The organism is Marilutibacter chinensis (assembly GCF_021725675.1).
Classification (GTDB): domain Bacteria; phylum Pseudomonadota; class Gammaproteobacteria; order Xanthomonadales; family Xanthomonadaceae; genus Marilutibacter; species Marilutibacter chinensis.
Genome location: NZ_JAKJPO010000009.1, coordinates 66314 through 91841, shown reverse-complemented (window position 1 = coordinate 91841; position 25528 = coordinate 66314). Strand labels below are relative to the sequence as shown.

General features: G+C 70.6%; 26 protein-coding genes. 19 read left to right on the top strand and 7 right to left on the bottom strand.

Annotated elements, in window-relative coordinates:
• Positions 1-3: 3 nt before the first annotated feature.
• Positions 4-1050, bottom strand: coding sequence for a LacI family DNA-binding transcriptional regulator (locus L3V18_RS13940; protein ID WP_237055837.1), 1047 nt, complete (start codon positions 1048-1050; stop codon positions 4-6).
• Positions 1051-1293: 243 nt separating this feature from the next.
• Between L3V18_RS13940 and glnA the strand changes: the two genes are divergently transcribed.
• The 5 genes from glnA to L3V18_RS13915 all read left to right on the top strand — a co-directional run bounded on the left by glnA (position 1294) and on the right by L3V18_RS13915 (position 6236).
• On the top strand, positions 1294-2703 hold the full coding sequence (gene glnA / locus L3V18_RS13935; protein ID WP_237055836.1) for a type I glutamate--ammonia ligase: 1410 nt from the start codon (positions 1294-1296) through the stop codon (positions 2701-2703).
• 658 nt (positions 2704-3361) lie between these two features.
• Positions 3362-4054, top strand: coding sequence for a TorF family putative porin (locus L3V18_RS13930; RefSeq protein WP_237055835.1), 693 nt, complete (start codon positions 3362-3364; stop codon positions 4052-4054).
• Positions 4055-4093: 39 nt separating this feature from the next.
• Positions 4094-4432 carry a P-II family nitrogen regulator gene (locus L3V18_RS13925; protein WP_237055834.1) on the top strand — a complete coding sequence of 113 codons (339 nt, stop codon included), beginning with the start codon at positions 4094-4096 and terminating at the stop codon, positions 4430-4432.
• A gap of 19 nt (positions 4433-4451) precedes the next feature.
• Positions 4452-5861 (top strand): ammonium transporter, encoded by a 1410-nt coding sequence (locus L3V18_RS13920; RefSeq protein ID WP_425493535.1) that lies wholly within the window; start codon positions 4452-4454, stop codon positions 5859-5861.
• Positions 5862-6026: 165 nt separating this feature from the next.
• On the top strand, positions 6027-6236 hold the full coding sequence (locus L3V18_RS13915; RefSeq protein WP_237055833.1) for a hypothetical protein: 210 nt from the start codon (positions 6027-6029) through the stop codon (positions 6234-6236).
• A 21-nt stretch (positions 6237-6257) separates the two neighbouring features.
• Here the strand turns inward: L3V18_RS13915 and L3V18_RS13910 are convergent, their stop codons facing one another.
• The gene (locus L3V18_RS13910; protein WP_237055832.1) at positions 6258-8111 is read right to left on the bottom strand and encodes an O-linked N-acetylglucosamine transferase, SPINDLY family protein; all 1854 of its coding nucleotides are present in this window, start codon (positions 8109-8111) and stop codon (positions 6258-6260) included.
• A gap of 213 nt (positions 8112-8324) precedes the next feature.
• Here L3V18_RS13910 and L3V18_RS13905 point away from each other — a divergent pair, with 213 nt between their 5' ends.
• The 4 genes from L3V18_RS13905 to L3V18_RS13890 all read left to right on the top strand — a co-directional run bounded on the left by L3V18_RS13905 (position 8325) and on the right by L3V18_RS13890 (position 12195).
• Positions 8325-9401, top strand: coding sequence for a two-component system sensor histidine kinase NtrB (locus tag L3V18_RS13905; protein WP_237055831.1), 1077 nt, complete (start codon positions 8325-8327; stop codon positions 9399-9401).
• Positions 9398-10822, top strand: a complete 1425-nt coding sequence (gene ntrC / locus L3V18_RS13900; protein ID WP_237055830.1) for a nitrogen regulation protein NR(I) — start codon at positions 9398-9400, stop codon at positions 10820-10822. Before L3V18_RS13905 ends, ntrC begins: the two co-directional genes overlap by 4 nt.
• Before the next feature lie 261 nt (positions 10823-11083).
• Entirely contained in the window at positions 11084-11695 is a 612-nt protein-coding gene (locus L3V18_RS13895; protein ID WP_425493534.1) for a superoxide dismutase family protein, read from the top strand.
• Positions 11696-11712: 17 nt separating this feature from the next.
• Positions 11713-12195 carry a GNAT family N-acetyltransferase gene (locus L3V18_RS13890; protein ID WP_237055829.1) on the top strand — a complete coding sequence of 161 codons (483 nt, stop codon included), beginning with the start codon at positions 11713-11715 and terminating at the stop codon, positions 12193-12195.
• Positions 12196-12223: 28 nt separating this feature from the next.
• On the opposite strand, the gene L3V18_RS13885 is transcribed toward L3V18_RS13890, so the two are convergent.
• Positions 12224-13168: a hypothetical protein gene (locus L3V18_RS13885; protein ID WP_237055828.1), complete on the bottom strand. Its 945-nt coding sequence runs from the start codon at positions 13166-13168 to the stop codon at positions 12224-12226.
• A gap of 188 nt (positions 13169-13356) precedes the next feature.
• On the opposite strand from L3V18_RS13885, the gene L3V18_RS13880 reads away from it, so the two are divergent.
• Entirely contained in the window at positions 13357-14634 is a 1278-nt protein-coding gene (locus L3V18_RS13880; RefSeq protein WP_237055827.1) for an acetyl-CoA C-acetyltransferase, read from the top strand.
• A gap of 102 nt (positions 14635-14736) precedes the next feature.
• The gene (locus tag L3V18_RS13875) at positions 14737-15447 is read left to right on the top strand and encodes a hypothetical protein (RefSeq protein WP_237055826.1); all 711 of its coding nucleotides are present in this window, start codon (positions 14737-14739) and stop codon (positions 15445-15447) included.
• A 21-nt stretch (positions 15448-15468) separates the two neighbouring features.
• Here the strand turns inward: L3V18_RS13875 and L3V18_RS13870 are convergent, their stop codons facing one another.
• The 3 genes from L3V18_RS13870 to L3V18_RS13860 are packed head-to-tail and all read right to left on the bottom strand — an operon-like array spanning position 15469 to position 18604.
• Positions 15469-16719 (bottom strand): heme biosynthesis protein HemY, encoded by a 1251-nt coding sequence (locus L3V18_RS13870; protein WP_237055825.1) that lies wholly within the window; start codon positions 16717-16719, stop codon positions 15469-15471.
• On the bottom strand, positions 16716-17738 hold the full coding sequence (locus L3V18_RS13865; RefSeq protein ID WP_237055823.1) for a uroporphyrinogen-III C-methyltransferase: 1023 nt from the start codon (positions 17736-17738) through the stop codon (positions 16716-16718). Before L3V18_RS13865 ends, L3V18_RS13870 begins: the two co-directional genes overlap by 4 nt.
• Positions 17739-17794: 56 nt before the next feature.
• Positions 17795-18604 carry a uroporphyrinogen-III synthase gene (locus tag L3V18_RS13860; protein WP_237055821.1) on the bottom strand — a complete coding sequence of 270 codons (810 nt, stop codon included), beginning with the start codon at positions 18602-18604 and terminating at the stop codon, positions 17795-17797.
• A 174-nt stretch (positions 18605-18778) separates the two neighbouring features.
• Between L3V18_RS13860 and L3V18_RS13855 the strand changes: the two genes are divergently transcribed.
• The 5 genes from L3V18_RS13855 (at position 18779) to L3V18_RS13835 (ending at position 22164) form a co-directional block, all read left to right on the top strand.
• Positions 18779-19279, top strand: coding sequence for a YiiD C-terminal domain-containing protein (locus L3V18_RS13855; RefSeq protein ID WP_237055819.1), 501 nt, complete (start codon positions 18779-18781; stop codon positions 19277-19279).
• A gap of 51 nt (positions 19280-19330) precedes the next feature.
• Complete coding sequence (locus tag L3V18_RS13850) at positions 19331-19771, top strand: hypothetical protein (protein WP_237055817.1); 441 nt, start codon at positions 19331-19333, stop codon at positions 19769-19771.
• Between the two features lie 126 nt (positions 19772-19897).
• On the top strand, positions 19898-20335 hold the full coding sequence (locus tag L3V18_RS13845; protein WP_237055815.1) for a rhodanese-like domain-containing protein: 438 nt from the start codon (positions 19898-19900) through the stop codon (positions 20333-20335).
• A gap of 245 nt (positions 20336-20580) precedes the next feature.
• Complete coding sequence (gene secB / locus L3V18_RS13840; protein WP_237055813.1) at positions 20581-21108, top strand: protein-export chaperone SecB; 528 nt, start codon at positions 20581-20583, stop codon at positions 21106-21108.
• Positions 21109-21117: 9 nt separating this feature from the next.
• The gene (locus L3V18_RS13835) at positions 21118-22164 is read left to right on the top strand and encodes an NAD(P)H-dependent glycerol-3-phosphate dehydrogenase (RefSeq protein WP_237055812.1); all 1047 of its coding nucleotides are present in this window, start codon (positions 21118-21120) and stop codon (positions 22162-22164) included.
• Positions 22165-22277: 113 nt separating this feature from the next.
• Here the strand turns inward: L3V18_RS13835 and hemF are convergent, their stop codons facing one another.
• Complete coding sequence (gene hemF / locus L3V18_RS13830; RefSeq protein ID WP_237055811.1) at positions 22278-23213, bottom strand: oxygen-dependent coproporphyrinogen oxidase; 936 nt, start codon at positions 23211-23213, stop codon at positions 22278-22280.
• A gap of 157 nt (positions 23214-23370) precedes the next feature.
• Here hemF and L3V18_RS13825 point away from each other — a divergent pair, with 157 nt between their 5' ends.
• The 3 genes from L3V18_RS13825 to L3V18_RS13815 all read left to right on the top strand — a co-directional run bounded on the left by L3V18_RS13825 (position 23371) and on the right by L3V18_RS13815 (position 25466).
• Entirely contained in the window at positions 23371-23871 is a 501-nt protein-coding gene (locus L3V18_RS13825; protein WP_237055810.1) for a thioredoxin domain-containing protein, read from the top strand.
• A gap of 126 nt (positions 23872-23997) precedes the next feature.
• Positions 23998-24738, top strand: a complete 741-nt coding sequence (gene fabG / locus L3V18_RS13820) for a 3-oxoacyl-ACP reductase FabG (protein ID WP_237055809.1) — start codon at positions 23998-24000, stop codon at positions 24736-24738.
• Positions 24739-25298: 560 nt separating this feature from the next.
• A complete protein-coding gene (locus L3V18_RS13815; protein ID WP_237055808.1) occupies positions 25299-25466 on the top strand; it encodes a hypothetical protein in 168 nt (55 codons plus the stop codon).
• Positions 25467-25528: the final 62 nt, after the last annotated feature.

The following is a 25528-nucleotide window of genomic DNA, read 5'->3' as shown; positions in this document are numbered from 1 at the left end:
CTGCTACGCGATGCCTGCGGACCCGGCGCCGCTGGAACGCCGCACGACCAGCGAGGCCGGCAGGGTGATGCTCTCGACCGGTTCGTCGCGGATCTGCGCGAGCAGCGATTCGACCAGCATCGCGCCGGCGCGCGAGGTGTCCTGGAACACCGTCGTCAGCGCCGGCTGGGCGAAGCGCGCCATCGGGATGTCGTCGAAGCCGGCGACGGCGACGTCCTCGGGCACGCGCAGGCCCGCCTCGGTCAGGGCGCGCATTGCGCCGATCGCGATCAGGTCGCTGGCGGCGAACACCGCGTCGAACGGCACCTTGCGTGCGAGCAGGGTGCGCGCGGCGTCGTAGCCGGCCTCCTCCGAGCTGACCGCATCCACCTGCAGGCCTTCGTCCATGCCCAGGCCGATCGCGTGCAGCGCGGCGTCGCAGCCGCGGTAGCGATCAAAGAACTCCGGGTAATGGCTGGAGGCATCGCCCAGGAACGCGATCCGCCGGCGGCCCAGGCCGGTCAGGTGCTCGCCGATCAGGCGGCCGCCGTGGTGATTGTCGCAGCCGATCGAAATGCCGGGCTGGCCGGGCAGCACCGCGCCCCAGCGGACGAAGCGCGTGCCCTGCTCGACCAGGGTCTCGAGCTTGCCGCGATAGGCGAGATAGTCGCCATAGCCGAGCAGGATCAGGCCGTCGGCCTTCATGCTGTCCTCGTAGTCGGCGTGCCAGTCGTCGGACAGCTGCTGGAACGAGACCAGCAGGTCGTGGCCGTGGCGTGCGCAGGCACGGGTGATCGAGCCGAGCATCGAGAGGAAGAACGGGTTGATGTGCGAGTCGTCCGGGGTCGGGTCCTCGAACAGCAGCAGGGCCAGGGTGCCCGAGCGCTGGGTGCGCAGGCTGGAGGCGTGGCGGTCGACCTTGTAGTTCAGCTCGCGGACCGCCTCCTCGACCCGGCGGCGGGTCTCGGCGTTGACCAGCGGGCTGCCGCGCAGCACGCGCGACACCGTCGCCTGCGACACGCCGGCGCGATGTGCGATGTCGATGGATGTGGTCTTCGAGCGCCTGCCCATCGGGCCCTCCTCCCTAGGGTCTGGTGGCTAGTGTAATCAGGCCGGCTTCCGAGGGCCCGGAACCCGGTAACGATTTCGCACCAACGTGGTGCATTGCTCCGCCGAAAGCGCACCAATTTGGTGCGGTGCGGTGGAGGCGAGCAAGTGAAGATCAATGAAATCAGCAAGTTGGCTCGTTCGCGGCGTTGGCACAGCCCTTGCTATACAAAAGACAGTCCCTCAAACCGGAAAGGCCGCACTTCCATGTCGCTCGAGAACGTCGAAAAGCTCATCCGTGACCACAAGGTCGAATTCGTCGACCTGCGCTTCGCCGACATGCGTGGCGTGCAGCACCACGTCACCTATCCCAAGTCGATCGTCGACGCCGCTCTGTTCGAGGACGGAAAGATGTTCGACGGCTCTTCGATCAGCGGCTGGAAGGGCATCAACGAGTCCGACATGGTGCTGATGCCGGACGCGTCGACGGCGTTCCTGGATCCGTTCGCCGCCGATCCGACCCTGGTGATGACCTGCGACGTGCTCGACCCGACCACGATGCAGGCGTACTCGCGCGATCCGCGCGGCGTCGCCAAGCGCGCCGAGGCCTACCTCAAGGCCAGCGGCATCGCCGAACAGGCGTTCTTCGGCCCCGAGCCCGAGTTCTTCATCTTCGACTCGGTCCGCTACGGCAACGAGATGGGCCACACCTTCTTCCACATCGACTCCGAGGAAGCGCACTGGAACTCGGCGCGCGAATACGAGGGCGGCAACAGCGGCTATCGTCCGGGCATCAAGGGCGGCTACTTCCCGGTGCCGCCGGTCGATTCGCTGCACGACATCCGCGCCGAGATGTGCAAGACGCTGGAGGCGGTCGGCATCGAGGTCGAGGTCCATCATCACGAGGTCGCCAACGCCGGCCAGTGCGAGATCGGCACCAAGTTCAACTCGCTGGTCAAGAAGGCCGACGAGCTGTTGATGCTCAAGTACATCGTCAAGAACGTCGCCTTCCGCAACGGCAAGACCGCGACCTTCATGCCCAAGCCGATCGTCGGCGACAACGGCAGCGGCATGCACGTGCACCAGTCGCTGGCGAAGGACGGCAAGAACCTGTTCTCCGGCGACGGCTACGGCGGCCTGAGCCAGATGGCGCTGTGGTACATCGGCGGCGTGTTCAAGCATGCGCGCGCGATCAACGCCTTCACCAACTCGACCACCAACAGCTACAAGCGCCTGGTGCCGGGCTTCGAGGCGCCGGTGATGCTGGCCTATTCGGCCCGCAACCGCTCGGCGAGCTGCCGCATTCCGTTCGTGTCGAACCCGAAGGCGCGCCGCATCGAATTCCGTTTCCCGGATCCGATGCAGTCCGGCTACCTGACCTTCGCCGCGCTGATGATGGCCGGCCTGGACGGCATCAAGAACCAGATCGACCCGGGCGCGCCCAGCGACAAGGATCTCTACGACCTGCCGCCGGAGGAAGAGAAGAACATCCCGACCGTCTGCCACAGCCTCGACCAGGCGCTGGAAGCGCTCGACAAGGATCGCGACTTCCTCAAGGCCGGCGGCGTGTTCTCCGACGACTTCATCGACGGCTACATCGCGCTGAAGATGCAGGAGGTCACCAAGTTCCGCGCGGCGACCCATCCGCTCGAATACCAGCTGTACTACGCGAACTGATGCACGCGACAGGGCGCGAACGGCTGTACTGCGGAGGGGCGGATGTCCGGCCCGCCGCAGCGCGGCGGGCGTTCGGAAGGGATGCGCGGCAATGCCGCGCAGGCATCCCGTCCTCACCCGCTCGAATACCAGCTGTACTACGCGAACTGATGCACGCGACGGGGCGCGAACGGCTGCACTGCGGAGGGGCGGATGTCCGGCCCGCCGCAGCGCGGCGGGCGTTCGGAAGGGATGCGCGGCAATGCCGCGCAGGCATCCCGTCCTCACCCGCTCGAATGCCAGCTGTACTACGCGAACTGATGCACGCGACGGGGCGCGAACGAATTCGCTGCGCGAACTGATCGCGTAGACCGCCAGCGGCGGACCGGCCGGCACAAGGCCGGCCGCCGCACCAACGGGCGAACCGCCCGTGCCCAGCGGACGGGCCAACACCGAAGAGGAGGACCACAACGACGGGCCGATGCCCGCCGCGAGGCGGCTTTTTGCCCGGCGAAAGCGGGACGCGTAGTGCGACCCGAGCGCAAGAGCACGGAATCAATGACCGGGGAGGGGCCACCGCTTATGAGGAGCCTGCGTCATGTCGTCTCAGATCACTGAAGTTCATGCGTCCACGCGGCACGTCCCGGGGACCAGGGGAAAAACGCCGGCACCGTTCGCGGTGCTCACGGCCGTCTTCGTCGCGACCGCCGCGTCGCTGGTGGCCGGTCACGTGCGGGCAGGGGAGGTGTCGGGCTCGGTCACGCTGACCAGCGACTACCTGTTCCGCGGCATCACCCAGACCAACGAGGAGCCCGCGCTGCAGGGCGGCATCGAGTACGCCGCCGACAGCGGCTTCTACGCCGGTGCCTGGGGCAGCAGCATCAGCTGGTTGTCCGACTCCGATCCCGACATCTCCAGCCAGGTCGAACTCGACGGCTACCTCGGCTATCGCGGCGAGTTCGGCGACAGCGGCGTGGGCTGGGACGTCGGTGCGATCTACTACTGGTACCCGGGCGACTATCCGGGCGGCTTCAACAGTGCCGACACCACCGAGGTCTACTTCGGCCTGGGCTGGGAATTCCTCTCGGCCAAGTATTCCTACGCGGTCACCGATCTGTTCGGGATTCCCGATTCCGACGGCAGCAGCGCGCTCGACCTGGGGGCGAGCTGGGAGTTCGTACCCAGCTGGACCGTGGACGCGGCGGTCGGAAAACAGTGGGTCGAGAACCTCGACGGCGGCGACTACGCGTACTGGAAGCTCGGCGTCGGCAAGAGCTTCGAGAGCGGCTTCGACATCGCGCTCGCCTACAACGACAACGACCTGATCGGCCCGGACGAGACCTGGACGGTCGCGATCACCAAGTCGTTCTGACCACCGTCCGGTCGCAGCAATCTCGCTACGGAGCACTGCATGAAACTGATCACCGCCATCATCCGGCCGTTCAAGCTCGACGAGGTGCGCGAGGCGCTCACCGAAGTCGGCGTGTCCGGCATCACCGTCACCGAGGTCAAGGGCTTCGGTCGCCAGAAGGGCCACACCGAGCTTTACCGCGGAGCCGAATACGTCGTCGACTTCCTGCCCAAGCTGAAGGTCGAGTGCGCCGTCCCCGACGCGATGCTCGATGCCGCGTTGGAGGCGCTGCTGGCCGGCGCCCGCACCGGCAAGGTCGGCGACGGCAAGATCTTCGTCAGCCATCTGGAGGCGACCATCCGCATCCGCACCGGGGAGCTCGACGATGACGCGCTTTGACACGACTGCGAGGCACGCGATGAACACACAGATCCATGACTTCTCCCGCGGCCGCGCATGGGCGCGGGCTGCCGCCCGGACGTTGCCGGCGTTCGCGCTGCCGTTGTCCGCGCTGATGCTGGCCGGCGCAGCGCACGCCCAGGACGGCCTCATCCAGGCCGCCGACGCCGCCGGATCCGCGGCTGAAGCGGTCGCTCCGGTCGTCGAGAAAGGCGATGTCGCCTGGATCCTGACCTCGACCCTGCTGGTGCTGCTGATGACGGTACCGGGACTGGCGCTGTTCTACGGCGGCCTGGTGCGGGCCAAGAACGTGCTGTCGGTGCTGATGCAGGTGCTGGTGGTGTTCTCGGTGATCGTGCTGCTGTGGGCGGTGTATGGCTACTCGCTGGCGTTCGGTGGGGCCGGACCGGTGATCGGCGGCTTCGACAAGCTGTTCCTGGCCGGGATCACGCCCGACAGCCTGGCGGCGACCTTCACCGATGGCGTGGCGCTGCCCGAGTACGCGTTCGTCGCATTCCAGGCGACCTTCGCCGGCATCACCGCCGCATTGATCGTCGGCGCGTTCGCCGAGCGCATCCTGTTCCGCGCGGTGCTGCTGTTCTCGATGCTGTGGTTCACCTTCGCCTACCTGCCGATCGCGCACATGGTCTGGGGCGAGGGCGGCTACCTGCTCGGCAAGGGTGCGCTCGACTTCGCCGGCGGCACGGTGGTGCACATCAACGCCGGCGTCGCTGGCCTGGTCGGCGCCTGGCTGGTCGGCAGGCGGACCGGCTATGGCCGCGAGGCGATCAAGCCGCACAGCCTGACCTTCTGCATGGTCGGCGCGTCGCTGCTGTGGGTGGGCTGGTTCGGCTTCAACGCCGGCTCCAACCTGGAAGCGACGTCGGGCGCGGCGCTCGCCTTCCTCAACACCCTGCTTGCCCCGGCCGCGGCGGCGCTGGCATGGAGCGCGGTCGAGGCGCTGCTGAAGGGCAAGCCATCGATGCTTGGCGCGGCTTCGGGCGTGGTCGCCGGCCTGGTCGGCATCACCCCGGCCTGCGGCTCGGTCGGGCCGATGGGCGCGATCGTGATCGGCCTTGCCTGCGGCGCGCTGTGCGTGTGGGGTGTGACCGGGTTGAAGCGGCTGCTGAAGGCGGATGATTCGCTCGACGTGTTCGGCGTGCACGGCCTGGGCGGCATCATCGGTGCGTTGCTGACCGGCGTGTTCACCGCGCCGCACCTGGGCGGTACCGGGGGCGACGATTTCTCGATCGTTTCCCAGGTGCTGGTGCAGGCCGAGGGCGTGGTCATCACCCTCGTCTGGTCGGGTGTCGTTGCCGCAGCCGCGTTCGCGCTGGTGAAGCTGGCGGTCGGGCTGCGCGTGCCCGAGGAGGCCGAGCGCGAAGGTCTGGACATCACCTCGCACGGCGAATCGGCCTACGAGAGCTGAGTACGATCGGACGGACCGTGGCCGAGCCGGACGCACGGGCCCCCGGGGCGGAATCCGCCCGGGGGCCGCGCGTCCGGGAACCGGCAGGACCAGCGTGAACCGGCCCGGCGCCGCTTCACGCCGTTTCCACTCCGGCGGGGCGTAACGTTCGGATGTCGTTCCGGAATGACGGTCGCAGCCGTGGAAAAGCAGATGCAGGATGCCGGTGAGGTCGATCGTCCGGGGCGCCGCCGTCGCCTTCGGCGCTGGCGGATCATCGGCTGGATCTGCCTGTGGGCGATTTTCGCGATGACCGCGGTGATCGCGGGCAAGGCCTCGCCTGCCGATGCCGCGAGTCCTTCCCCGCCCCGCGCGGTCGCGCCGATGGCGAGCTGATCGCCCGCCGGCGCGAATCGATCAACCCGTTGCCGCCGCCGACTCCAGCAGCGTGGCGAAGCCGTCGGCGAACCGCCTGCCATCGGCCAGGCCCGAATCGAGCAGTCGCGCACGCATCGAGCCGCGCAGCCGCACGCGGCGATCGCCATCCGCCGCGAGGTCGGCGGCGAGGCGGACGTAGTCGTCGGCGTCGCGCGCGACCAGCGATCCCGGTCCGCTGCCCAGGCCGGCCGTGCCGAGGATCGACAGACCGGTGCGCGCGGCCATCCGTTCGCCGGGCAGGGTGATCACCGGCACCCCCTGCCACAGCGCTTGCAGGGTGGTCGTGCCACCGTTGAACGGCAGCGGGTCCAGCGCGATGTCGACGTCGCCGTATTGCGACAGGAACGCATGCGGATCGAGCACCGGCGGCCGCAGTTCCAGTCGTGCCGGATCCAGTCCGGCCGCGGTGAAGCGGGCGCGGATCCGTTCGCGGATCGAGGCGTCGGCGAGCCCGAGCGCGCACAGCAGCAGCCGCGAACCGGGCACCGCGTCCAGTACCCGTGCCCACAGCGCGACCGTGTGCGGCGACAGCTTGGCCAGGTGGCTGAAGCTGCCGAAAGTCGGCGCGGCCGCGGATGGCCGGGCGGTCACCTGCGGCGCGTCCTGCATCGGCGGCAGGCACAACAGGCTGCCGGGAAGCCGCCATGGCCTCCGCGCGCTGGCCGTCCCGTCGGGCAGGGTCGCGGCATCGCCGATCACGCCATCGCAACTGGCGTAACCGGTGTCGAACAGATAGCCGAGCCAGCCCAGCTGGACCGCTACGCAGCGGGAGGCCAGCAGGCGCGGCCGGCTGCCATGGGTGTGCCCGCCCAGGTCGAGCAGGATGTCGACGCCGTCGTCGCGCAGCTGCCGTGCGACCGCTTCGTCGGGCAGGCCGTGCAGATCGCGCCATTGCGGACACAGTCCGCGCAGGCGAGCGGTCGTGGCATCGGGGCGACCGTCGCTGTAGCAGATCGGCGCGATGCGGCGCCGGTCCCAGCCCGCCAGCAGCGGCTCGACGAACAGGCCGACCGGGTGGCGGCGCAGATCGGCCGACAGCAGTGCGACCCGCAACGGGCGTTGTCCTGGTCGCCAGCCGGACATCGTCGGCGGTGGCAATCGCAATGCCGGAACCCGCGACGCCAGTTCGCAGTGCCGGGCCAGCACCGCGGCGGCCGGCATTGCGCCGGGGCCGGACGGATATGTTTGCGCCCGGACGATTTCGTCCGGTACCAGCCCGCCTTGCGAGCGCTCGTCCGATGTGCGCTCATCCCGTGCGCGCTCGTCCGGCGCGTGCTCATCCAGGTACAGGAGGCTCTGGCAGGCGAAGGTGATCGCCTGCAGCGAAGGCGCGTGCTCCAGCGTCTGTCGTGCGTCCGCGGCCGCGGATTCCGCCTCGCCAGCGAACTGCAGCGCGTCGGCGCGCGCCAGCCGGGTTCCCCAGTCCTGCGGCCGACGTGCCAGACAGGCATCGGCGACCGCGAGCGCCTCGCCGAGCTGCAGGCGGTCGCGCAAGGTCTCGGTAAGCAGTGCCGCGGCCAGCGGCTCGCCGGCGTCCAGCGCCAGCGCACGGCGCGCGGCGGTGACCAGCGCATCGGCGTCGCCCGCGATCCTGGCCGCAGCGGCCAGCAAGGCATGGATCTCGGCATCGTCCGGCAGCGCGGCCAGCGCCTGCTCGAGCGCCCGTCCGGCCAACGCGGACTGCTGCTCGCGCAACGCCAGCCGTGCCAGCAACTTAAGCGACTGCGGCTGCGGCGGCGTCGCGCCGAGCGCCGCCTGCAGCCGGCCGATGGCGCCGGCGACATCGCCCCGGCGCAGCAACGTGTGGGCCTGCTCGACGGTCTGTGCATCCATCGCCGCAGTCTAGGTCCTGTCGGCAGCGTCCAACAGGCCCGTACCCTCCGGGCCGCCATCGGCATGCGCCGCCGGAGGATGGAACGCCAAGAACAGGTCGCCCACCGTGCGTACCTCCGTCCAGAGATGCGGCCGCGGACATCGGCGCCGCGGCAAGCTCACGAAGAACCGGCGTCCGGTCCTGGCGGCAGGCACTTGCTCTACCATGCCGGTATGCCATCCGCAGCCGCGACCGAGAGCCCGTTCGACAGCCTGACCACGCCGATCGCGTGGTGCGACGGCTCGGGCGCGATCGTCGCCAGCAATGCGGCGATGTCGGGCTGGCTCGGCGTCAGCGTGCGACGCCTGCAGGGCTGGCCGATGGCGGCGCTCGACGCCGGCGACGGCCGCCTTGCGGACGCGCTGGCACGCAACGGCGACGACGCGCCCTTGCGCGTGCGCCGCGCGCGATTGCGCTTCACCGATCACGAGGAGTGCTTCGCCGACGTCTGGCTCAGCCGCACCGGCGACGGCGGCTGGCAGCTGGAGGCGCATCCGGTCGACGAGTTTCCCGGCGACGATCCGGCCCTGCTGCTGCCGTCGGCGCTGTCGGCCTCGCTGAAGGGGCTGGCCCACGAGCTGCGCAACCCTCTGGCCGGGCTGAAGGGAGCGGCGCAGTTGCTGTCCCGCCGGGCCGGCGATGCCGAGTCGCGGGAGCTGGTGACCCTGATCGAGGACGAGGTCGCGCGCCTGACCGGTCTGCTCGACCAGCTGTTGAGCCCGGCGCCGCCGCGGCCGCACGCGGCGCTGAACATCCACGCGGTACTGGAGCGCGTGCTGCGGCTCGCCGAGAGCGACGCCGGCTGGGCGGTGCGGTTGCTGCGCGACTACGACCCGAGCCTGCCCGAACTGATGGGTGACGCCGACCGCCTGGTGCAGGCGGTCTGGAACCTGGTCCGCAACGCGATCGAGGCCGGTGCCACCCACGTGAGCCTGCGCACCCGCGCCGAGCACGGCGTGCGCATCGGCGAGGAACTGCATCCGGTCGCGCTGCGGCTGGAGATCGTCGACGACGGCCACGGCATTCCCGACGAACTGGCCGAACGCCTGTTCCTGCCGCTGGTATCCGGTCGCGCCGAGGGCAGCGGGCTCGGCCTGGCGCTTGCGCAGCAGGTCGCCCGCGAACACCGGGGCTCGCTGGCGTACCGCTCGCGGCCCGGGCACACCGTGTTCACGCTGCTGCTGCCGATGGTGGCGGCAGTGGAAACCGATGCGGCGGCGCCCGCCGAGGGCCCGGAGGCTGCGACGTGAGTGCGCGCGTCTGGGTGGTCGACGACGACCGCAGCGTGCGCTACGTGCTGGCCGCGGCGCTGCGCCAGGCCGGGCATGCGACCGAGGATTTCGCCGGCGCGGCCGAGGCGCTGCAGGCGCTGGAACTGCGCGGGCCTCCCGATCTGCTGTTCACCGACGTCCGCATGCCCGGCGACGACGGTCTGGTGCTGCTGGAGCGGCTCAAGCAGGCGCATCCCGCCTTGCCTGTGATCGTGATGAGCGCCTACACCGACGTGGCCAGTACCGCCGGTGCGTTCCGCGGCGGCGCCCACGAGTTCCTGTCCAAACCGTTCGATCTGGATGAGGCCGTCGGGCTGGCGACGCAGGCGCTCGGTATCGCCGGAGAGCAGGCCGACGAGGCCGACGCGTCGCCCGGCGCCGATGCGCCGGCTGCCGACGCGCTGATCGGCGACACCCCGGCGATGCGGACGCTGTTCCGCGCGATCGGCCGTCTGGCCCAGGCGCCGCTGTCGGTGCTGATCACCGGCGAGACCGGTACCGGCAAGGAACTGGTCGCCCGCGCGCTGCATCGCGAGTCGCCGCGTGCGCACAAGCCGTTCGTCGCGCTCAACACCGCCGCAATTCCCGCCGAGCTGCTCGAAAGCGAGTTGTTCGGCCACGAGGCCGGCGCGTTCACCGGCGCCAGCAAACGTCATATCGGCCGTTTCGAACAGGCCAACGGGGGCACCCTGTTCCTGGACGAGATCGGCGACATGCCGTTGCCGCTGCAGACCCGGCTGCTGCGGGTGCTGGCCGAGGGCGAGTTCTTCCGTGTCGGTGGCCGCGAGCTGATCCGCGTCGACGTGCGGGTGATCGCGGCCACCCACCAGGCGCTGGATGCCCTGGTGGCCGAAGGCCGTTTCCGCGCCGACCTGTTGCACCGGCTCGACGTCGTCCGCCTGCACCTGCCGCCACTGCGCGAACGCCGCGCCGACGTGCCACGCCTGGCCGAGCGCTTTCTCGCCGCCGCCGCCGCGCGTTTCCAGGCGCCGCCCAAGCGGCTGTCGCGGGCCGCGCTCGACCGCCTGCTCGCGCACGACTGGCCCGGCAACGTCCGCGAGCTGGAAAACCTGTGCTGGCGACTGTCGGCGCTGGCGCCGGGCGAGACGATCGCTGCCGCCGATGTCGACGCGGTGATCGCGCGCGAATCCGCCGATACCGCCGCCGGGGACATGGACGGCACGCCCGCGTGGGAGGCGATGCTGGCTGCGTGGGTGCGCGACGAGCTCGCCGCCGGCGGCAACGACATCCACGCGCGGGTCGTGCAGAGGATGGACATGCTGTTGCTGGACGCCGCGCTCGAACATACCGCCGGCCGCCAGGCCGAGGCCGCTGCGCGCCTGGGCCTGGGCCGCAACACCGTGGCGCGCAAACTGCGCGCCAAGCGCCCCCGAGGCTGAACGGTATCGCGCGGTCACCGGTTCACCCGCTCTGGACCTGTTCCGCATTAGGGTCGGTTATCCATTCCGACAGGCCCGGACCTTAGAATAAGCCCGGTGTGGCGGCGCGGGCCCGGTCTTCGCACAGCGGACGCAGGCCGTCGCGGAGCCGATCGCAAGCCCCGGTGCCGGCGTTCCCCCGGAGGATCGGCCGCCTTCGGCCCCTTCCCGATCGCCGGCCACGCAGGGCCGGCGCAAGCCACACTCCCACGGAGCTCAACCATGAACGCATCGACGACCATTGCCGCCCGGCACCCGATCGGCCCCCTGACCAGAGCCGGTCTGGCTGCCGCCATGCTGACAGCGATCGCGGCCTGCACCACGTCCACGCCGCGTCCGGCGCCGGCCCCGACGCCGGAACCGCCGAAGCCGGTGTCGACCGCGCAGGCCGCCGAGGTGATCCTGACCGCGGCGTCGGCCAGCCTGGTCAGTGGAAAACTCGCCGTCCGCCCGGTGCCGGACGGCGTCCGTCTGACCGGCGAGATCGGCGGCCTGAGTCCCGGCCCGCATGCGATCCACATCCACGAGAACGGCGACTGCAGTGCGGTCGATGCATCCAGTGCCGGCGGCCATTTCAGCCCGGGGAGCAATCCGCACGGCCGGGTCGGCCAAGGCCCCCATCACGGCGGCGACATGGACAACATCCACGCCGATGGCGAGGGTGTCGCGCAGGTCGACGTGGGTGCGGTCGGCGTGACCCTGGGCGGAGGCGCGGTCAACGATGTCGCCGGTCGCGCGGTGATCGTCCACGGCGCGGCCGACGACTATGTCAGCCAGCCTGCCGGCAACGCCGGCAAGCGCGTGGCCTGCGGCATCATCAGGATCACCCGCTGACCGCGCGTCCGGCTGCGATGTCGACCCTGCGCATCCGCGACGCGACCGCCGCCGACGCTCCGTTGCTGGCGCAGTGGGCGGCGGCGATGGCGTGGGAAACCGAGCACAAGCGTCTCGACCCGGACACCGTACTCGCCGGCGTCCAGGCCGGCATCGCCGACCCGGGCAAGGCCCGTTACCTGATCGCGATGCACGACGCACCGCTGGCCGGCGACGAACTGGTGTCGGTACCGGTCGGCACCTTGATGCTGACCCGCGAATGGAGCGACTGGCGCAACGGCGAGTGGTGGTGGATCCAGAGCGTCTACGTACCCGAGGCCCACCGTCGCCAGGGCGTGTTCGCGGCGTTGTACCGCGAGGTCGAGGCGCGGGCGCGCGCCACCGCCGGCGTGGTCGGCCTGCGCCTGTACGTCGAGCGCGACAACGAGAATGCCCAGCGCCGCTACCGCGCGCTGGGCATGGACGATGCCGGATACCGCATGTTCGAAGCGGGCTTCTGAGCGAGGGTTCGACCGTACGGTGTTGGGGTCAGGCCAGGGCCCCGCGGGCGTTCTCGGCATCCTGGCAATCGACGAAATTCACCGCCACGCCGTGCGCGCCGAGCACCGCGGCGAACTGCCGCTGGCGGGCCTGGAACTGTTGATAGCGGCGCTCCAGCTGCTCGCGGCATGCGTCGCTGTCGCAAGGAGCTTCGGGGGCGTAGCGCGCGTGCCAGGCGCGCGGCGAGAACAGGGCGATGCGCGCCTCGCCGTCGACGTAGCGCAGCAGCGGTTCGGGTAGCGCGTCGAGCCAGGCTTCGCCGCCAGGCTCCAGCAGCGCGGTTTCCAGCAGAGGCCACAACGGGGCCAGGCCGGCGTGCTCGTATTGCATTGCCGTCATCGCGGCGAGGTCGTGGACGGTCAGATAGCGCGCGTGCTCGACCTGCAGGCCGAACGCCGCCTGGGCCTGCAGCGCGGTCCCGGCGCCGGCCATGCCGCGTTCGAGCAGACCGCTCTCGAACGCGCCGCCGATGCGGACGACATCGACACGGTCGCCCGACAGCAGGAACGGTACAAGCCGGAAAGTACCGCCACCGTAGTCTGGCGAAGGCGTCAATGCGCCGGGCAGCCGGCCCTCGTGGCTGCCGAACGCGATGATCCGGCCATGGTCCTCTCGCGGTCGCTGGCCGCCCGGTGCGCGCGCCGCCAGTTCGCCCAGTTCCTGATGCAGTGGCCAACCCGGCCGCAACAGCTCGACCGGGTCGTAATGAGCGCCGACGGTGACCAGCTGCAGCCGCGCGGCATCAGGCTCGAAGTTGGCGAGGTCGTGCGCGACAAGCGTGGCCAGCGCACCGGCACCGTCCTGCGGCAGTTCGGTGCGGCCGACGTCGGCGCCGGCGGTCAGCTCGAGCGCCAGCGCACCGAGCACGTGCAGGTCTGGAGCGTGCGGGCCTGGAGTGTGCGGGTCGGCGGCGGTCGGATCGGGAGTGGTCATCGAAGGATACGGTGGCGTTTGGTTGTGCGCGGGGGCGGCGCTACACTCGGGGCAGCCCATTGCGGTCGCGGGTGCCGCCGAACGACGGCACCGATGCCGCATCCATTATGCCCGTCCGCCCCGGTGGACGATCCCGCCCCCCGTTACCCGAGCCGCGCGCTCGACCAGTCCCCCCACGAGGTGTACCGATGCGCCCAACCCGTCCCGTCGCCGTGCTTGGTGGCGTCCGCATTCCGTTCTGCCGCCAGAACACCGCCTACGCGGACGTCGGCAATCTCGGCATGTCGGTGCGCACGCTCGGTGCGTTGGTCGAGAAGTTCGGCCTGCACGGGCAGCAGCTGGGCGAGGTGGCGATGGGCGCGGTGATCAAGCACAGCAGCGACTGGAATCTGGGCCGCGAGGCCGCGCTGTCGTCGGGGCTGTCGTCGCTGACGCCGGGCATCACCCTGCAGCGCGCCTGCGGCACTTCGCTGGATTCGATCGTCACCGTCGCCAACAAGATCGCCACCGGCCAGATCGAGGCCGGCATCGGCGGCGGTTCAGACACCACTTCCGACGTGCCGATCGTCTACGGCAAGGCGCTGCGCCGGCGCCTGCTCGCCGCCAACGCCGCGCGCGACCTCAAGGGCAGGCTGGCCGCGTTCAAGGGCTTCTCGCTGCGTGAGCTCAAGCCCGAGTTCCCGGGCGTGGCCGAACCGCGTACCGGCAAGAGCATGGGCGAGCACTGCGAGGACATGGCCAAGGAATGGAACATCAGCCGCGACTCGCAGGACGAATGGGCGCTGTCCTCGCACCAGAAGCTGGCCGCTGCCTACGAGCGGGGCTTCTTCGACGACCTGGTGGTGAGCTTCCGCGGCGTATCCCGCGACAACATCCTGCGCCCGGACTCGACCCTGGAGAAACTGGCGACGCTGAAGCCGGCCTTCGACAAGGTATCCGGACGCGGCACCCTGACCGCGGCCAACTCGACCCCGCTCACCGATGGCGCCGCCGCCTGCCTGCTGGCCAGCGACGGATGGGCACAGGCGCACGGCCACGAGGTGCTGTGCCATCTGCGCGACGCGCATGTCGCCGCGGTCGACTTCGTCCACGGCGAGGGCCTGCTGATGGCGCCGACCGTGGCGGTGCCGGAGATGCTCGCGCGCAACGGCCTGAGCCTGCAGGACTTCGACTTCTACGAGATCCATGAAGCCTTCGCCGCGCAGGTGCTGTGCACGCTGCGCGCGTGGGAGAGCGAGGAGTACTGCAGGTCGCGGCTGGGCCTGGACGCGCCGTTGGGCCGCATCGACCCGGCCAAGATCAATCCGAACGGCTCCTCGCTGGCCACCGGCCACCCGTTCGCCGCGACCGGCGCGCGCATCGTCGCCACCGCCGCCAAGGAACTGAAGCAGCGTGGCGGTGGCCGCTGCCTGATCTCGATCTGCACCGCCGGCGGCATGGGCGTGGTCGCGATCCTGGAGCGCTGACCCGCCCTGGCATGGCCGGCCCTGCCGGCAGCACGTGCATTGGCAGGTTCCGCCGCGGATCCGCGTTGTCGTTCCAGACGACATTATCCGCGGAGTCCCTGCATGAGCGTCCTGCCGTCCCGGGGCGGTCCCGAACGACCGCTCTACACCCGCGCCGCGTGGCTGGCGCTGCTGGTCGTGTTCGTGGGATTCGCCCGCACCTATTACCTGAAGCTCGCGTTCGATCCCAGGCCCCTGACCCTGCTCGTGCATCTGCACGGGCTGGTGATGAGCGGGTGGTTCGTGCTGTTCGCGGTGCAGGCCGTGCTGGTCGAACGCCGCCGGGTCGATCTGCATCGCCGGCTTGGCATCGTGGGCGCGATGCTCGCGGTGGCGGTGCTGGTGGTGGGCACCGCGACGGCAATCGCCGCGGCACGGCTCGGCCGCGCGCCGCCCGGTCCACCGCCGGAGGTGTTCCTGGCGGTGCCGCTGGGAGACATGCTGTTGTTTGCGATCTTCGTCGGCATCGGACTCGCGTTTCGCCGCCGCCGCGACGTCCACAAGCGGATGATGCTGCTGTCGTGCGTGGCCATGCTGACCCCCGGGCTCGCCCGCATCCCGCTCCAGGGCTGGACGCAGCTTGGGCTGCCGGCCTATTTCATCGCCACTTGCGCGATCGTGCTCGGCTGCGTGGCGTGGGACACGGCGCGCAACCGCCGCCTGCACCCGGCGCTGGGCTGGGGTGCGGCACTGGTCGTCGTGTCTTGGCCCGCCCGCCTGGCCCTGACTTCCACCGGGGCATGGCAATGGTTCGTGCGCACGGTGGTGGGGTGAGCGCAGGGGCGCCGAGGCGGGTCACCCCCGCAGCCGCGGCAGGCCGTGCTCGTCGCGTTCCTCGATCGCGGCCTGGTCGTAGATCCGCTGCTTGAGATCGCGGCCCGGGATCTCGGTCGGGGCCTCGCCGCGGGCGACCCGCAGCGCGTTGGCGTAGCACTGGCTGGCATGGGCGCTATCGCCGGCCTGGGCGAAGCCGTTGCCCAGCTCTTCCCAGGCTTCGGCGTTGCCGCCCTGGGCCAGCGCGCGGTGCAGGTAGGTTTCCGCCTGCGACCACTGGCCCCGGGCCCGGTGCAGCCGGGCCAGGCTCAGCAGCAGGCCCGGGCTGGCCGGGTGCGCCTGCAGCCAGCGCTCGGCATGGGCGAGGCGCGCGTCCAGGCGGCCGATCGGCAGACGACCGTAAAGGCTGGCGAGCTCGTCGCTCCAGCGGCTGTCGAGCGCCTGTTCGATGCTGCGTGCGGCGGCGTCCTCCCAGCGCAACGCGGCGGCGCGCTCGGCATAGGCGGCGACGGCGGCGGGATCGCTGCGCAGCGCCTTGGGCAGTGCCTCCCAGCAATCGGCGAGAACGTTGGCGTCTGCCGCTTCACGCAGGCCGGCTTCGGCCCAGCGCGCTTCCAGCGCCTCGAGCCGGCGGGTCGGCAGCGCATGCTGTTGGCGCAGCGCGCCCAGCAGGCCGTAGGCTTCGGCGGCCCGGCCCAGAGCCGCGAGGGCCTCGGCGCGCAGGGCGAGGCCACGCGGCGGCAGCGGTTGTGCGGCGGCTGCATCCAGGGCGGCGAGCGCGTCGGCGGGACGCGCGTCGGCCAGCGCGAGTTCGGCAGTGGCGACCGCGAACGCCGCGGGCTGACTCTCGGCCAGCGCTGCCAGATGAGCGCGACCGGCTTCCACGTCCCCGCGTCCGGTCGCCGCATGCGCCGCGGCGATGCGCGCGACGGTCGCGGTTTCGCGGTTGCCCGCGGCTTCGCCGAGCAGCTTCTCGGCGCGGCTCCATTGGCCCAGGTGGGTGGCCTGCAAGCCGTCGAGCAGGCGCGCGCGCGCGGCCCTCTTGCGGCGCCGGCGCAGCATCGCGAACGGTGCGCTGAGCACGCGCCAGGCCACCCACAACAGCACCGTGGCGGCGATCAGCAGCAGCAGCGTGTACGACAGTGACTTGCGGTAGGTCCAGTCGCCGAAACTGACGATCACCAGCCCCGGATCCTGCGCCATCAGCTGCGCGACCAGCGCGCCGAGCAGGGCGAGGACGATCCAGAAGAGCAGGCTGCGGAACAGGTTCATGGACGCTCCGATGGCAGGACGTCTGCGGCGGCGCGCAGCTGCCGCAGCTGTTGCAGTGTGCTGCCGAGGGTGGGAACCGAGAGTGAAAGCGGCAGCGCGGCGATCTCGTCGAGTCCGGCACGGCGCGCGTCCAGTGCGGCGGACTCGGGCCAGAGCCTTTCCAGCCAGCCACGTGCGCGAGCCAGCGCATCCCCGAAGCCGGCCTCATCGCGGCGTTCGGCGGCCGCCCGGGCCAGGGTCAGTTCGAGCTGCAGCGCGGCCAGTGCGGCGGCCCGGTCGGACGGCAGCTCGGCGACCACGCGATCGCGTGGCTGGATGTCGAACACGTTGGCGAATGCGCGCTTCCACCATGGCGCGTCGGCCGCCGGCGCCGGCCCGGCCGCGACCGGCGGCGCCTCCGACAGCCCGCGGGCGAAGGCGTCGATGCGGGCGAGCGCCGCCGCGCGCGGGTCGGCGCCGAGTGCATCGATCGCCGCGCGTTCCTGGATCAGGGCCTGGCGCAGGTTCACATAGGCCGGATCCTTGACTGCGGTCAGCACCGCGTCGGCCATCGCATAGCTGCGCTGGGCGCCGGTCAGGTCGCCGGCGATCTCGAGCCGCTGCTGGCCGAACACCAGCAGCATCTCCACTTCTTCCAGCCGCAGCGCCTGCACGCCATCGCGGTTCGGGTCGGCGAGACGGGTGACGCTTTCCTCCAGCAGCGCCGCGCGCTGGCCGATCCCGAGCAGTTCGTCGCGCAGCACGCGGTTGGTGGCCTCGGCCTGCTGCAGGCGCTGGACCTGTGCGCGCTGGTCGTCGCGGATCGCATCGAGGCGCTGGGCGAGGGCGTCGAGGCGGTGGTCGGCGCTGGCGACCTGCGCGCGCGCGTCGGCCTCGCGCGCCTGCCACCAGTGCCACCCGTACCAGCCCGCGGCGGCAAGCGCGGCGAGGAACACCAGCAGGAACCACGGCCAGCGCGCGGCACGGCGGGGCGAAGTCCTGGGAGCGGCGGATGCGGGCGTGGGGCTGGGATCGGACACGGCGTCGGGTCGCGGCGGGGGTGCTTCATGCTACCGGAACGTCGGCGGGGACCGGTTCAGATAGGCCCCGGCGGCACCGATGCGGCTCGTGAGGGGGTGGCGCCGAGGCCGACGGCGGCGACCAGCTGTGCCGGTCGCGGTCCGGCGGCGACGACGATGTCGTGCAGCCCCAGCCCGCGGGCGATGACGGCCAGCCGTGCGCTCGCGACGACCGTTCGGGCGCCACGCAGGCGGTCGGCGACGTCGGCGGGCACCTGCGCCAGCACCTGCGCCAGCGCTTCGCCGCTGCTGACCGCGATCGCCAGCGGCGTGCGGAGCGCACGCAACATCGCGATCGCACGGGCCGGCGGCGGCAACGGCTCGCGCGCGTAGACATCGGCACGTATCACCTGGGCGCCGCGCGCCTGCAGCGCGGGCAGCAGCATGCCGCGGCCGCCGGGGGCGGTCACCAGGCCGAGCGTGCTGCCGTCCAGTGCGCGCAGGGCCGGCAGGTCGAGCAGGCCCTCGCTGTCCATCCGTGCCGGGAACGCGACGTCGTGCGCCCCGGCACGCTTCAACGCGGCCGCGGTGCCGGCGCCGACCGCGAACCAGCCCCCGCCGTCGATCTCGTGCAACGGGCGCAGCGCGGTTGCGGCGCGTACCGCCTCCGGACTGGTGAAGACGACCCGATCGGCGGCCAGTGCAGTGTCCAGCCGCTGCCGGCTGGCATCGTCGTCGAGCCGTCGCAGCCGGCAGCTCGATAGCGCGATCAGTCCGCCGTCGTGGCGGGCGGCGGCGCGACGCAATGCCTCGTGCCGGCCGCGGGGGCGCAGCGAGACCAGATGCCAGCGATGGCCGCGATCGGTGACGGAATCGGGAGCGGACATGGCGCACAGCTTGGCACAGTCGCCACTGCGTCAAGTCCCTGCACCCCAGCCCTGCCCCGCCGCGACCATACGCCGGCGCAGCGTCGTCGTCGCCACACAATGCCTGTACCCTGCGCCGGCTCGCAGGCCGGATGACCTGCGTCTTCCCCGCCGCCCCTTTCCCCCGATACCGAAATGTCCCTGGAAACGATCGCTCCCCCGCCTCCCGCCGCGCTGCATCTGGACGACGACGCGCTCGTCCGCCTCAAGACCCACTACGATTCGATGCCGCCGGTCGCGGTCATGGACCTGTCGATCGCCGGTTACGACGGCCGTCGCCTGCGGCTGCACGCGCCGCTCGCACGCCACGTCAACGACAAGGGCTGTGCGTTCGGCGGCAGCCTGGCGTCGATGATGACGCTGGCGTCATGGGGGCTGGTGTCGCTGCATGTCGAGGCCGCCGGCCTGGACGCGGACGTGTTCGTCGCCGACAGCCAGATCGGCTATCTCGCGCCGCTGTTCGCCGATCTCGACGTCGAGGCCGAGGCCGCACCCGGCGCCGACTGGGCGACCTTCATCGCCACCTTGCGCGCGCGCGGCCGTGCGCGGATCGGCGTGGTCGCGCACGCGCGGCTGCCCGAAGGCGGCAGCGCGACCGAATTCACCGCCCGCTACGTCGCGATACGGCGGCGCTGAGCCGCGTTCCCGGCTACGATGCGCGGGTGTCCGCAACTGCCGGGGAAACCGATGCGCCTGCCGAATCCGCTATACCGTGCCGCCGTGTTCGCCTGTCTCGCGGCGGTGGTCGCCGCGATCGGCGGCTGCGCCAGCGCCGGGCCCAAGGCCGATGCACTCCAGCGCAGCCAGTACGCCTGGTCGGGCGCGATCCGCTGGGGCGATTTCGAAGGGGCCTGGGGCATGCTCGAGCCCGAGTACCGCGAAGAGCACCCGATGACCGCGCTGGAAATGGAGCGCTACAACCAGGTCCAGGTCTCGTACTACCGGGACAACGGCGGCCTGAGCGATCTCGAGGCCGGCACCGCGGCGCGTGACGTCGAGATCGGCGTGGTCAACCGGCACACGCTCGCCGAGCGCACCGCCCGCTACCAGGAAACCTGGCGCTGGGACGAGGAGGCCAAGCGCTGGTGGCTGACCAGCGGCATGCCGGATTTCTGGCAAGGCCAGTGAGCGTCGGACCGCGGTCCCTCATCGCCGCGTTTTGCGCCATCGCCGGGGCTGGGCGACAATCCCCGCCCCCGTGCGCCTCGCGCCGCGACGCGATGCGGGCCGCCCCCTCATTCGTGGCCGTGATCCGTGAACCTTGAAGAACTGCTGGCCTTCCTCGGCCGCCATCCCTACCTCTCCATGGGCCTGGCCGGCCTGACCGTCGCCCTGGTCTACACCGAGATCGCGCGCCTGTTCCGCGGCTACAAGGCGCTGCGCCCGGCCGAGCTGACCGGCCTGATCAACCGCGACAATGCGCTGGTCGTCGACCTGTCCTCCAGCAGCGACTTCGAGAAGGGCCATATCGTCGGCAGCAAGTCGGTCGCGCCGAGCCAGTTCGACCCCGAAAGCAAGCTGCTGGCGAACGTGAAGCAGCTGCCGGTGGTGGTGGTCTGCCGCAACGGCATCGCGTCGGCCGCGGCCGCGAAGCGGTTGAAGAAGGCCGGGTTCGAGCAGGTCTACTGGCTCGACGGCGGCATCGCCGCCTGGCAGCAGGCCGACCTGCCGCTGGTGAAGGGGCGCAAGTAGTACCGCTCTGTTCCGGCCTGCGGCCGCCCGCAGGCCGGGCGTCCGGCGGTCACAAATTCCGTCTGCGCCGTCCGGCGGGCCTTGCGAACGCGACATTCGCCCCAACGTGGGCAGGGCAGGGGGAGTCGCGAAGGGCGCGCGTGTCGTATCACGGGCCGGCCCGGAGCGGTCATCATCGCGTGCGATACTCCCGCACCTGAGCTTCAATTCCTTGATCCGATAACTGTTTATCCTGGAGTAACGAGATGTCCGAAGAGCAGAACAACGGCGCCGCCGCGCCGGCCGACGCCGCCGCGCAGACCGCCCCGACCTTCTCGGTCGAGAAGATCTACGTCAAGGACGTCTCGTTCGAGGTGCCGGGCGCACCGGCGGTGTTCAACGAGCAGGCCCAGCCGCAGCTGCAGATGAACATGAACCAGAGCGTGCAGCGCCTGGGCGAGAACGCTTTCGAGGTCGTGCTCGGCATCACCCTGACCTGCAAGATCGGCGAGAAGTCGGTCTATCTGGCCGAGGTCAAGCAGGCTGGCGTGTTCGGCGTGGCCGGCTTCGATCCGCAGACCCTCGACGGCCTGCTCGGCAGCCACTGCCCGAGCATCCTCTACCCGTATGCCCGCCAGCTGATCAGCGATCTGATCCAGGCCGGCGGTTTCCCGCCCTTCTATCTGCAGCCGGTCAACTTCGACGCGCTGTACGCCGAAGGCCTGCGCCAGCGCCAGGCCCAGCAGCAGAACGGCGACGGTCTGGCCGACGCCGAGGCGGCCGGCAACGCCTGATCCGGCGTCATGACCGGAGCCGATAACGGAACGGGCGCCGGCAAGGCGCCGATCGCGGTGCTGGGCGCGGGCTCCTGGGGCACCGCGCTGGCTTCGCTCGCCGCCCGGCACGGCCATCCGACCGTGCTGTGGGGGCGCGACGCCGACGCCGTCGCCGCGATCAACGAGCGCCACGAGAATCCGCGCTACCTGCCCGGCCATCCGCTGCCGGACAACCTGAGCGCCACCACCGACATCGCCCGGGCACTGCACGGCGCCGGAATGGTGCTCGTGGTGGTGCCCTCGCATGCCTTCGCCGAGATCCTGCGCGCGCTCGCACCGCACCGTCCCGACGGTGCCGGCGTGGCATGGGCGACCAAGGGCTTCGAACCCGGCAGCGGCCGTTTCCTGCACGAGGTCGCCGGGGAGGTGCTCGGCCCCGGCGTGCCGCTGGCGGTGGTCACCGGGCCGTCGTTCGCGAAAGAGGTCGTCGCCGGTCTGCCGACCGCGCTGACCGTGCATTCGGACGACGCCGGCTTCGCCCAGCAGGTCGCCGACACCCTGCACGGGCCCGCGTTCCGCGCCTACACCGGCGACGACATGGTCGGCGCCGAGCTCGGCGGCGCGATGAAGAACGTGCTCGCCGTCGCCACCGGCGTCGCCGACGGCATGGAGTTGGGCCTGAACGCGCGCGCCGGCCTGATCACCCGCGGCCTCAACGAGATGCTGCGACTGAACCAGGCGATCGGCGGCAAGGCGGAAACCCTGATGGGTCTCGCCGGTCTCGGCGATCTGGTGCTGACCTGCACCGGCGACCTGTCGCGCAATCGCCGGCTCGGCCTCGCGCTCGGCCGCGGCCAGAGCATCGCCGACGCGGTGCGCGAGATCGGCCAGGTGGTCGAGTCGGTGCAGACCGCCGACGAGGTGATGCGCCAGGCCGAACGTCACGGTGTCGAGCTGCCGATCTCCAGCGCGGTCCGCGCCGTCCTGCACGGCGAGATCACCCCGGCCGACGGCCTGCGCCAGCTGCTCGCGCGCGAGCAGAAGCCGGAATACCCGGTCGGCCTGTTCGGTTAGGGAAGAGCAGGCCGCGGATCACGCGGATATACATGGATAAAGCGCGATTGGATGGCTTTATCCGGGTTCATTCGTGCAATCCGTGACTGAAGCGTCCTGTCGATGAGGAGGATTCAGCCCAGCTCCGCCAGCCAGTCGCGCGGTCGGAGATAGTCGGCCAGGCGCGCTTCGGGGCTGCCGGGTTCGGGCCGGTAGCCGTACTCCCAGCGTACCAGCGGTGGCATGCTCATCAGGATCGACTCGGTGCGGCCGCCGGACTGCAAGCCGAACAGGGTACCGCGGTCGAACACCAGGTTGAATTCGACGTAGCGCCCGCGGCGGTACAGCTGGAATTGCCGCTCGCGCTCGCCCCAGGCGGCTTCGCGGCGACGCTCGACGATCGGCAGGTAGGCTTCCAGGAAGCCGTCGCCGACCGCGCGCAGGTAGTCGAACTCGCGGTCGAAGTCGCCATGCAGGTCGTCGAAGAACAGCCCGCCGACGCCGCGCGTCTCGTCGCGGTGCCTGAGGAAGAAGTAGTCGTCGCACCACCGCTTGTGCGCGTCGTAGCGCGTCTGCCCGCCGAACGGCTCGCAGACCCGTCGCGCGACCCGGTGCCAGTGCAGCACGTCCTCGTCGAACGGGTAGAACGGGGTCAGGTCGAAGCCCCCGCCGAACCACCATGCCACGGTTTCGCCGTCGCGCTCGGCGGTGAAATGGCGGACGTTGGCATGGGTGGTCGGCACATAGGGGTTGCGCGGATGGAACACGAGTGACACGCCGATCGCACGCCACGATGCGCCGGCCAGTTCCGGACGGGCCGCGGTCGCCGACGGCGGCAGCCGGGTGCCGGACACGTCGGAAAAGCCGATCCCGGCCTGCTCGAACACCGCGCCCTCCCGCAGTACGCGGGTCCGTCCGCCGCCGCCCAGGCTCGCCGCCGCATTGTCGTCCGCGCTCCGCGTCCATGCGTCCTCATGGAAGCGGGCCTGGCCGTCCACGGTCTCGACGGCGTGGCAGATGCGGTCCTGCAGACCGGACAGGTAGGTGCGTACGCGTTGGAAGTTGTCCATGCTGCGCATTCTACGGGGCGCTCCTGCGGCGGCGCTTGATCCGTCCCGGATTCCGACATGCCGTGGCCTCGGGCCGGCCTCCGCGGCGACAACGGTTCACGGAGCCGCCGCCCGCGCGTTCTTGTTTGCACGCCCCCCGGAACGCGAGGAAGCCGCCATGCCGGTCAGCATCGAACTGCTTGAAGCGATAAATTATGAAGAGGACGGCCAGTTCGGCCATCGCATCCAACTGCAGGTGGTGGTACCGAACCGCGACGGCGCACGCCTGGACTGGCTGGAGCGCACCAACCGTCCGTACGTCGAAGGCATGCCGGTCGGCGAATGGGTGAACATGCTTCGGCTCGCGCCGGAGTCCCTCGTGTTCGAGCCCTGGCAGGACAGCGAAGGCGAGACCGGACAGGCGACACTGGTGTTCCACGATCCCCCGTCGATCCGTCGGGAGCCGAACGCGATGCGCGTGCTCGACTTCTGGATCGTTGCGCTCGACGGTGAGGACGAGGAGGGCGACGGTGGCGAATGCTGGGGGGTGTGGCAGGCGCGGCAGACGCTGCGCTGCGATGGCGAGGGCCGGATCGTCGAACAGCTGTTCGTGATCACCGACGATCGCACCGGCAGCGATGGCGACCCGCCATATCCGGAGGGCTATCGGCCGTACTGAAGCCGGTCCACCTTTCCTCGCATGACCTGCGCGGCTCCACGGCGGCCACCGGCGAAGACATGCTTGCAGCGCCGCGCCCGATGACGACAATCGGGACTCCGTCGCCGCAAGTTCCGCAGGTCCCGCATGTCCGAGCCCAATCCGACGCCGCGCCGTGCCCTCGTCACCGGCGGCAGCGGCGACATCGGCAGTGCGATCTGCCGTCGTCTCGCCGCCGACGGCTGCCGGGTCATCGTCCATGCGAACCGCAACCGCGCGCGGGCGGACGCGATCGCCGACGCGATCCGTGCCGATGGCGGCGATGCCGAAGCGGTCGCGTTCGATGTCGCCGACGGCGAGGAGACGCAGGCTGCGATCGAAGGCCTGCTGCGGGCGGGGGCGGTCCAGATCGTGATCAACAACGCCGGCATCCACGACGACGCGCCACTGGCGGGGATGTCCGATGCGCAGTGGAAGCGGGTGATCGACGTGTCGCTGCACGGTTTCTTCCACGTCACCCAGCCGCTGTTGTTGCCGATGGCGCGCACGCGCTGGGGCCGCATCGTCAGCGTCTCTTCGGTCGCTGCGGTGCTCGGCAATCGTGGCCAGACCAACTACGCCGCGGCCAAGGCCGCACTGCATGGCGCGACCCGTTCGCTGGCGCGCGAAATGGGCAGCCGCGGGATCACCGCCAACGTGGTCGCCCCGGGGGTGGTCGAGGGCCGGATGACCGCCGACGCGTTCCCGCCCGATGCGATCCGGCAGATGGTGCCGGCGGGTCGCGCCGGCCGCCCCGACGAGGTCGCGGCGCTGGTGGGGTTCCTGTGTTCCGACGCGGCCGGCTACGTCAACGGCCAGGTGATAGGCATCAACGGCGGGATGGGGTGAGAGCGGGTGTTTGCGAGCCACTGGCTCGCGCCCGCTCGAACGCCCGAGCGCTGTGCGCGAGGGCCGGGGGAGGGTGTTTGCGAGCCACTGGCTCGCGCCCGCTCGAACGCCCGAGCGCTGTGCGCGAGGGCCGGGGGAGGGTGTTTGCGAGCCACTGGCTCGCGCCCGCTCGAACGCCGATGAAAGTGTTTGTATGACTGCCGCACTGCGGACGTTGGCTTTTCCTGATCACTGGTAGCCGGTATCGACTGCAGACCCGGAGGGCGGCGCGCATGGACGCGCGCCGTTTTTCGATCACGACAGGATGTCGTGTCGAAAAATCCCGGCAGACTGTCCGTTCGCGATGGAGGTGTGCCGGGGAAGGCCCTTTCTTTTGGTGACTTTTCTTTGGGCCGGCAAAGAAAAGTTACCCGCCGCTTCGGCGGCGGAAGCCGTTGATTCCGGTCTTTATGGAGCCAGGATCAAAGGCTTCCGCCTTCGGCGGGTTACTTTTGTCTTGGAGTAACCAAAACCGCCCGCTCCTGACGCCCGCCGGGCCGGCTGCGCCGCCCCGGTTCCCTGTGCTCCTCAAGAACGGCAGCACGGCGCCCAAACTCGCGTCGCTCGGACATGAGCGCCTCTGCGGCCGCCGTTCTCTGCGGTGCTCGGCGGGCTTTAAGTCGCTGAAGGTCAAGGTCAAGGTCAAGGTCAAAGCCAAGATCAACGGCAACGGCCTTGCTGGGCAATGACGGGCCGGGAGTATGTGCAGACCCGGAGGGCGGCGCGCAAGGACGCACGCCGTTTTTCGACC

Coding starts and splice junctions, on each gene's coding strand:
- L3V18_RS13910 (WP_237055832.1), bottom strand. CDS start 8,111: ATGGATGCACAGACCGTCGAGCAGGCCCACACGTTGCTGCGCCGGGGC.
- L3V18_RS13885 (WP_237055828.1), bottom strand. CDS start 13,168: ATGACCACTCCCGATCCGACCGCCGCCGACCCGCACACTCCAGGCCCG.
- hemF (WP_237055811.1), bottom strand. CDS start 23,213: ATGGACAACTTCCAACGCGTACGCACCTACCTGTCCGGTCTGCAGGAC.
- L3V18_RS13875 (WP_237055826.1), top strand. CDS start 14,737: ATGAGCGTCCTGCCGTCCCGGGGCGGTCCCGAACGACCGCTCTACACC.
- L3V18_RS13855 (WP_237055819.1), top strand. CDS start 18,779: ATGTCCCTGGAAACGATCGCTCCCCCGCCTCCCGCCGCGCTGCATCTG.
- secB (WP_237055813.1), top strand. CDS start 20,581: ATGTCCGAAGAGCAGAACAACGGCGCCGCCGCGCCGGCCGACGCCGCC.
- L3V18_RS13925 (WP_237055834.1), top strand. CDS start 4,094: ATGAAACTGATCACCGCCATCATCCGGCCGTTCAAGCTCGACGAGGTG.
- L3V18_RS13825 (WP_237055810.1), top strand. CDS start 23,371: ATGCCGGTCAGCATCGAACTGCTTGAAGCGATAAATTATGAAGAGGAC.
- L3V18_RS13915 (WP_237055833.1), top strand. CDS start 6,027: ATGACGGTCGCAGCCGTGGAAAAGCAGATGCAGGATGCCGGTGAGGTC.
- L3V18_RS13880 (WP_237055827.1), top strand. CDS start 13,357: ATGCGCCCAACCCGTCCCGTCGCCGTGCTTGGTGGCGTCCGCATTCCG.
- L3V18_RS13835 (WP_237055812.1), top strand. CDS start 21,118: ATGACCGGAGCCGATAACGGAACGGGCGCCGGCAAGGCGCCGATCGCG.
- L3V18_RS13940 (WP_237055837.1), bottom strand. CDS start 1,050: ATGGGCAGGCGCTCGAAGACCACATCCATCGACATCGCACATCGCGCC.
- glnA (WP_237055836.1), top strand. CDS start 1,294: ATGTCGCTCGAGAACGTCGAAAAGCTCATCCGTGACCACAAGGTCGAA.
- L3V18_RS13890 (WP_237055829.1), top strand. CDS start 11,713: ATGTCGACCCTGCGCATCCGCGACGCGACCGCCGCCGACGCTCCGTTG.
- L3V18_RS13895 (WP_425493534.1), top strand. CDS start 11,084: ATGAACGCATCGACGACCATTGCCGCCCGGCACCCGATCGGCCCCCTG.
- L3V18_RS13850 (WP_237055817.1), top strand. CDS start 19,331: ATGCGCCTGCCGAATCCGCTATACCGTGCCGCCGTGTTCGCCTGTCTC.
- L3V18_RS13860 (WP_237055821.1), bottom strand. CDS start 18,604: ATGTCCGCTCCCGATTCCGTCACCGATCGCGGCCATCGCTGGCATCTG.
- L3V18_RS13905 (WP_237055831.1), top strand. CDS start 8,325: ATGCCATCCGCAGCCGCGACCGAGAGCCCGTTCGACAGCCTGACCACG.
- L3V18_RS13920 (WP_425493535.1), top strand. CDS start 4,452: ATGAACACACAGATCCATGACTTCTCCCGCGGCCGCGCATGGGCGCGG.
- L3V18_RS13870 (WP_237055825.1), bottom strand. CDS start 16,719: ATGAACCTGTTCCGCAGCCTGCTCTTCTGGATCGTCCTCGCCCTGCTC.
- fabG (WP_237055809.1), top strand. CDS start 23,998: ATGTCCGAGCCCAATCCGACGCCGCGCCGTGCCCTCGTCACCGGCGGC.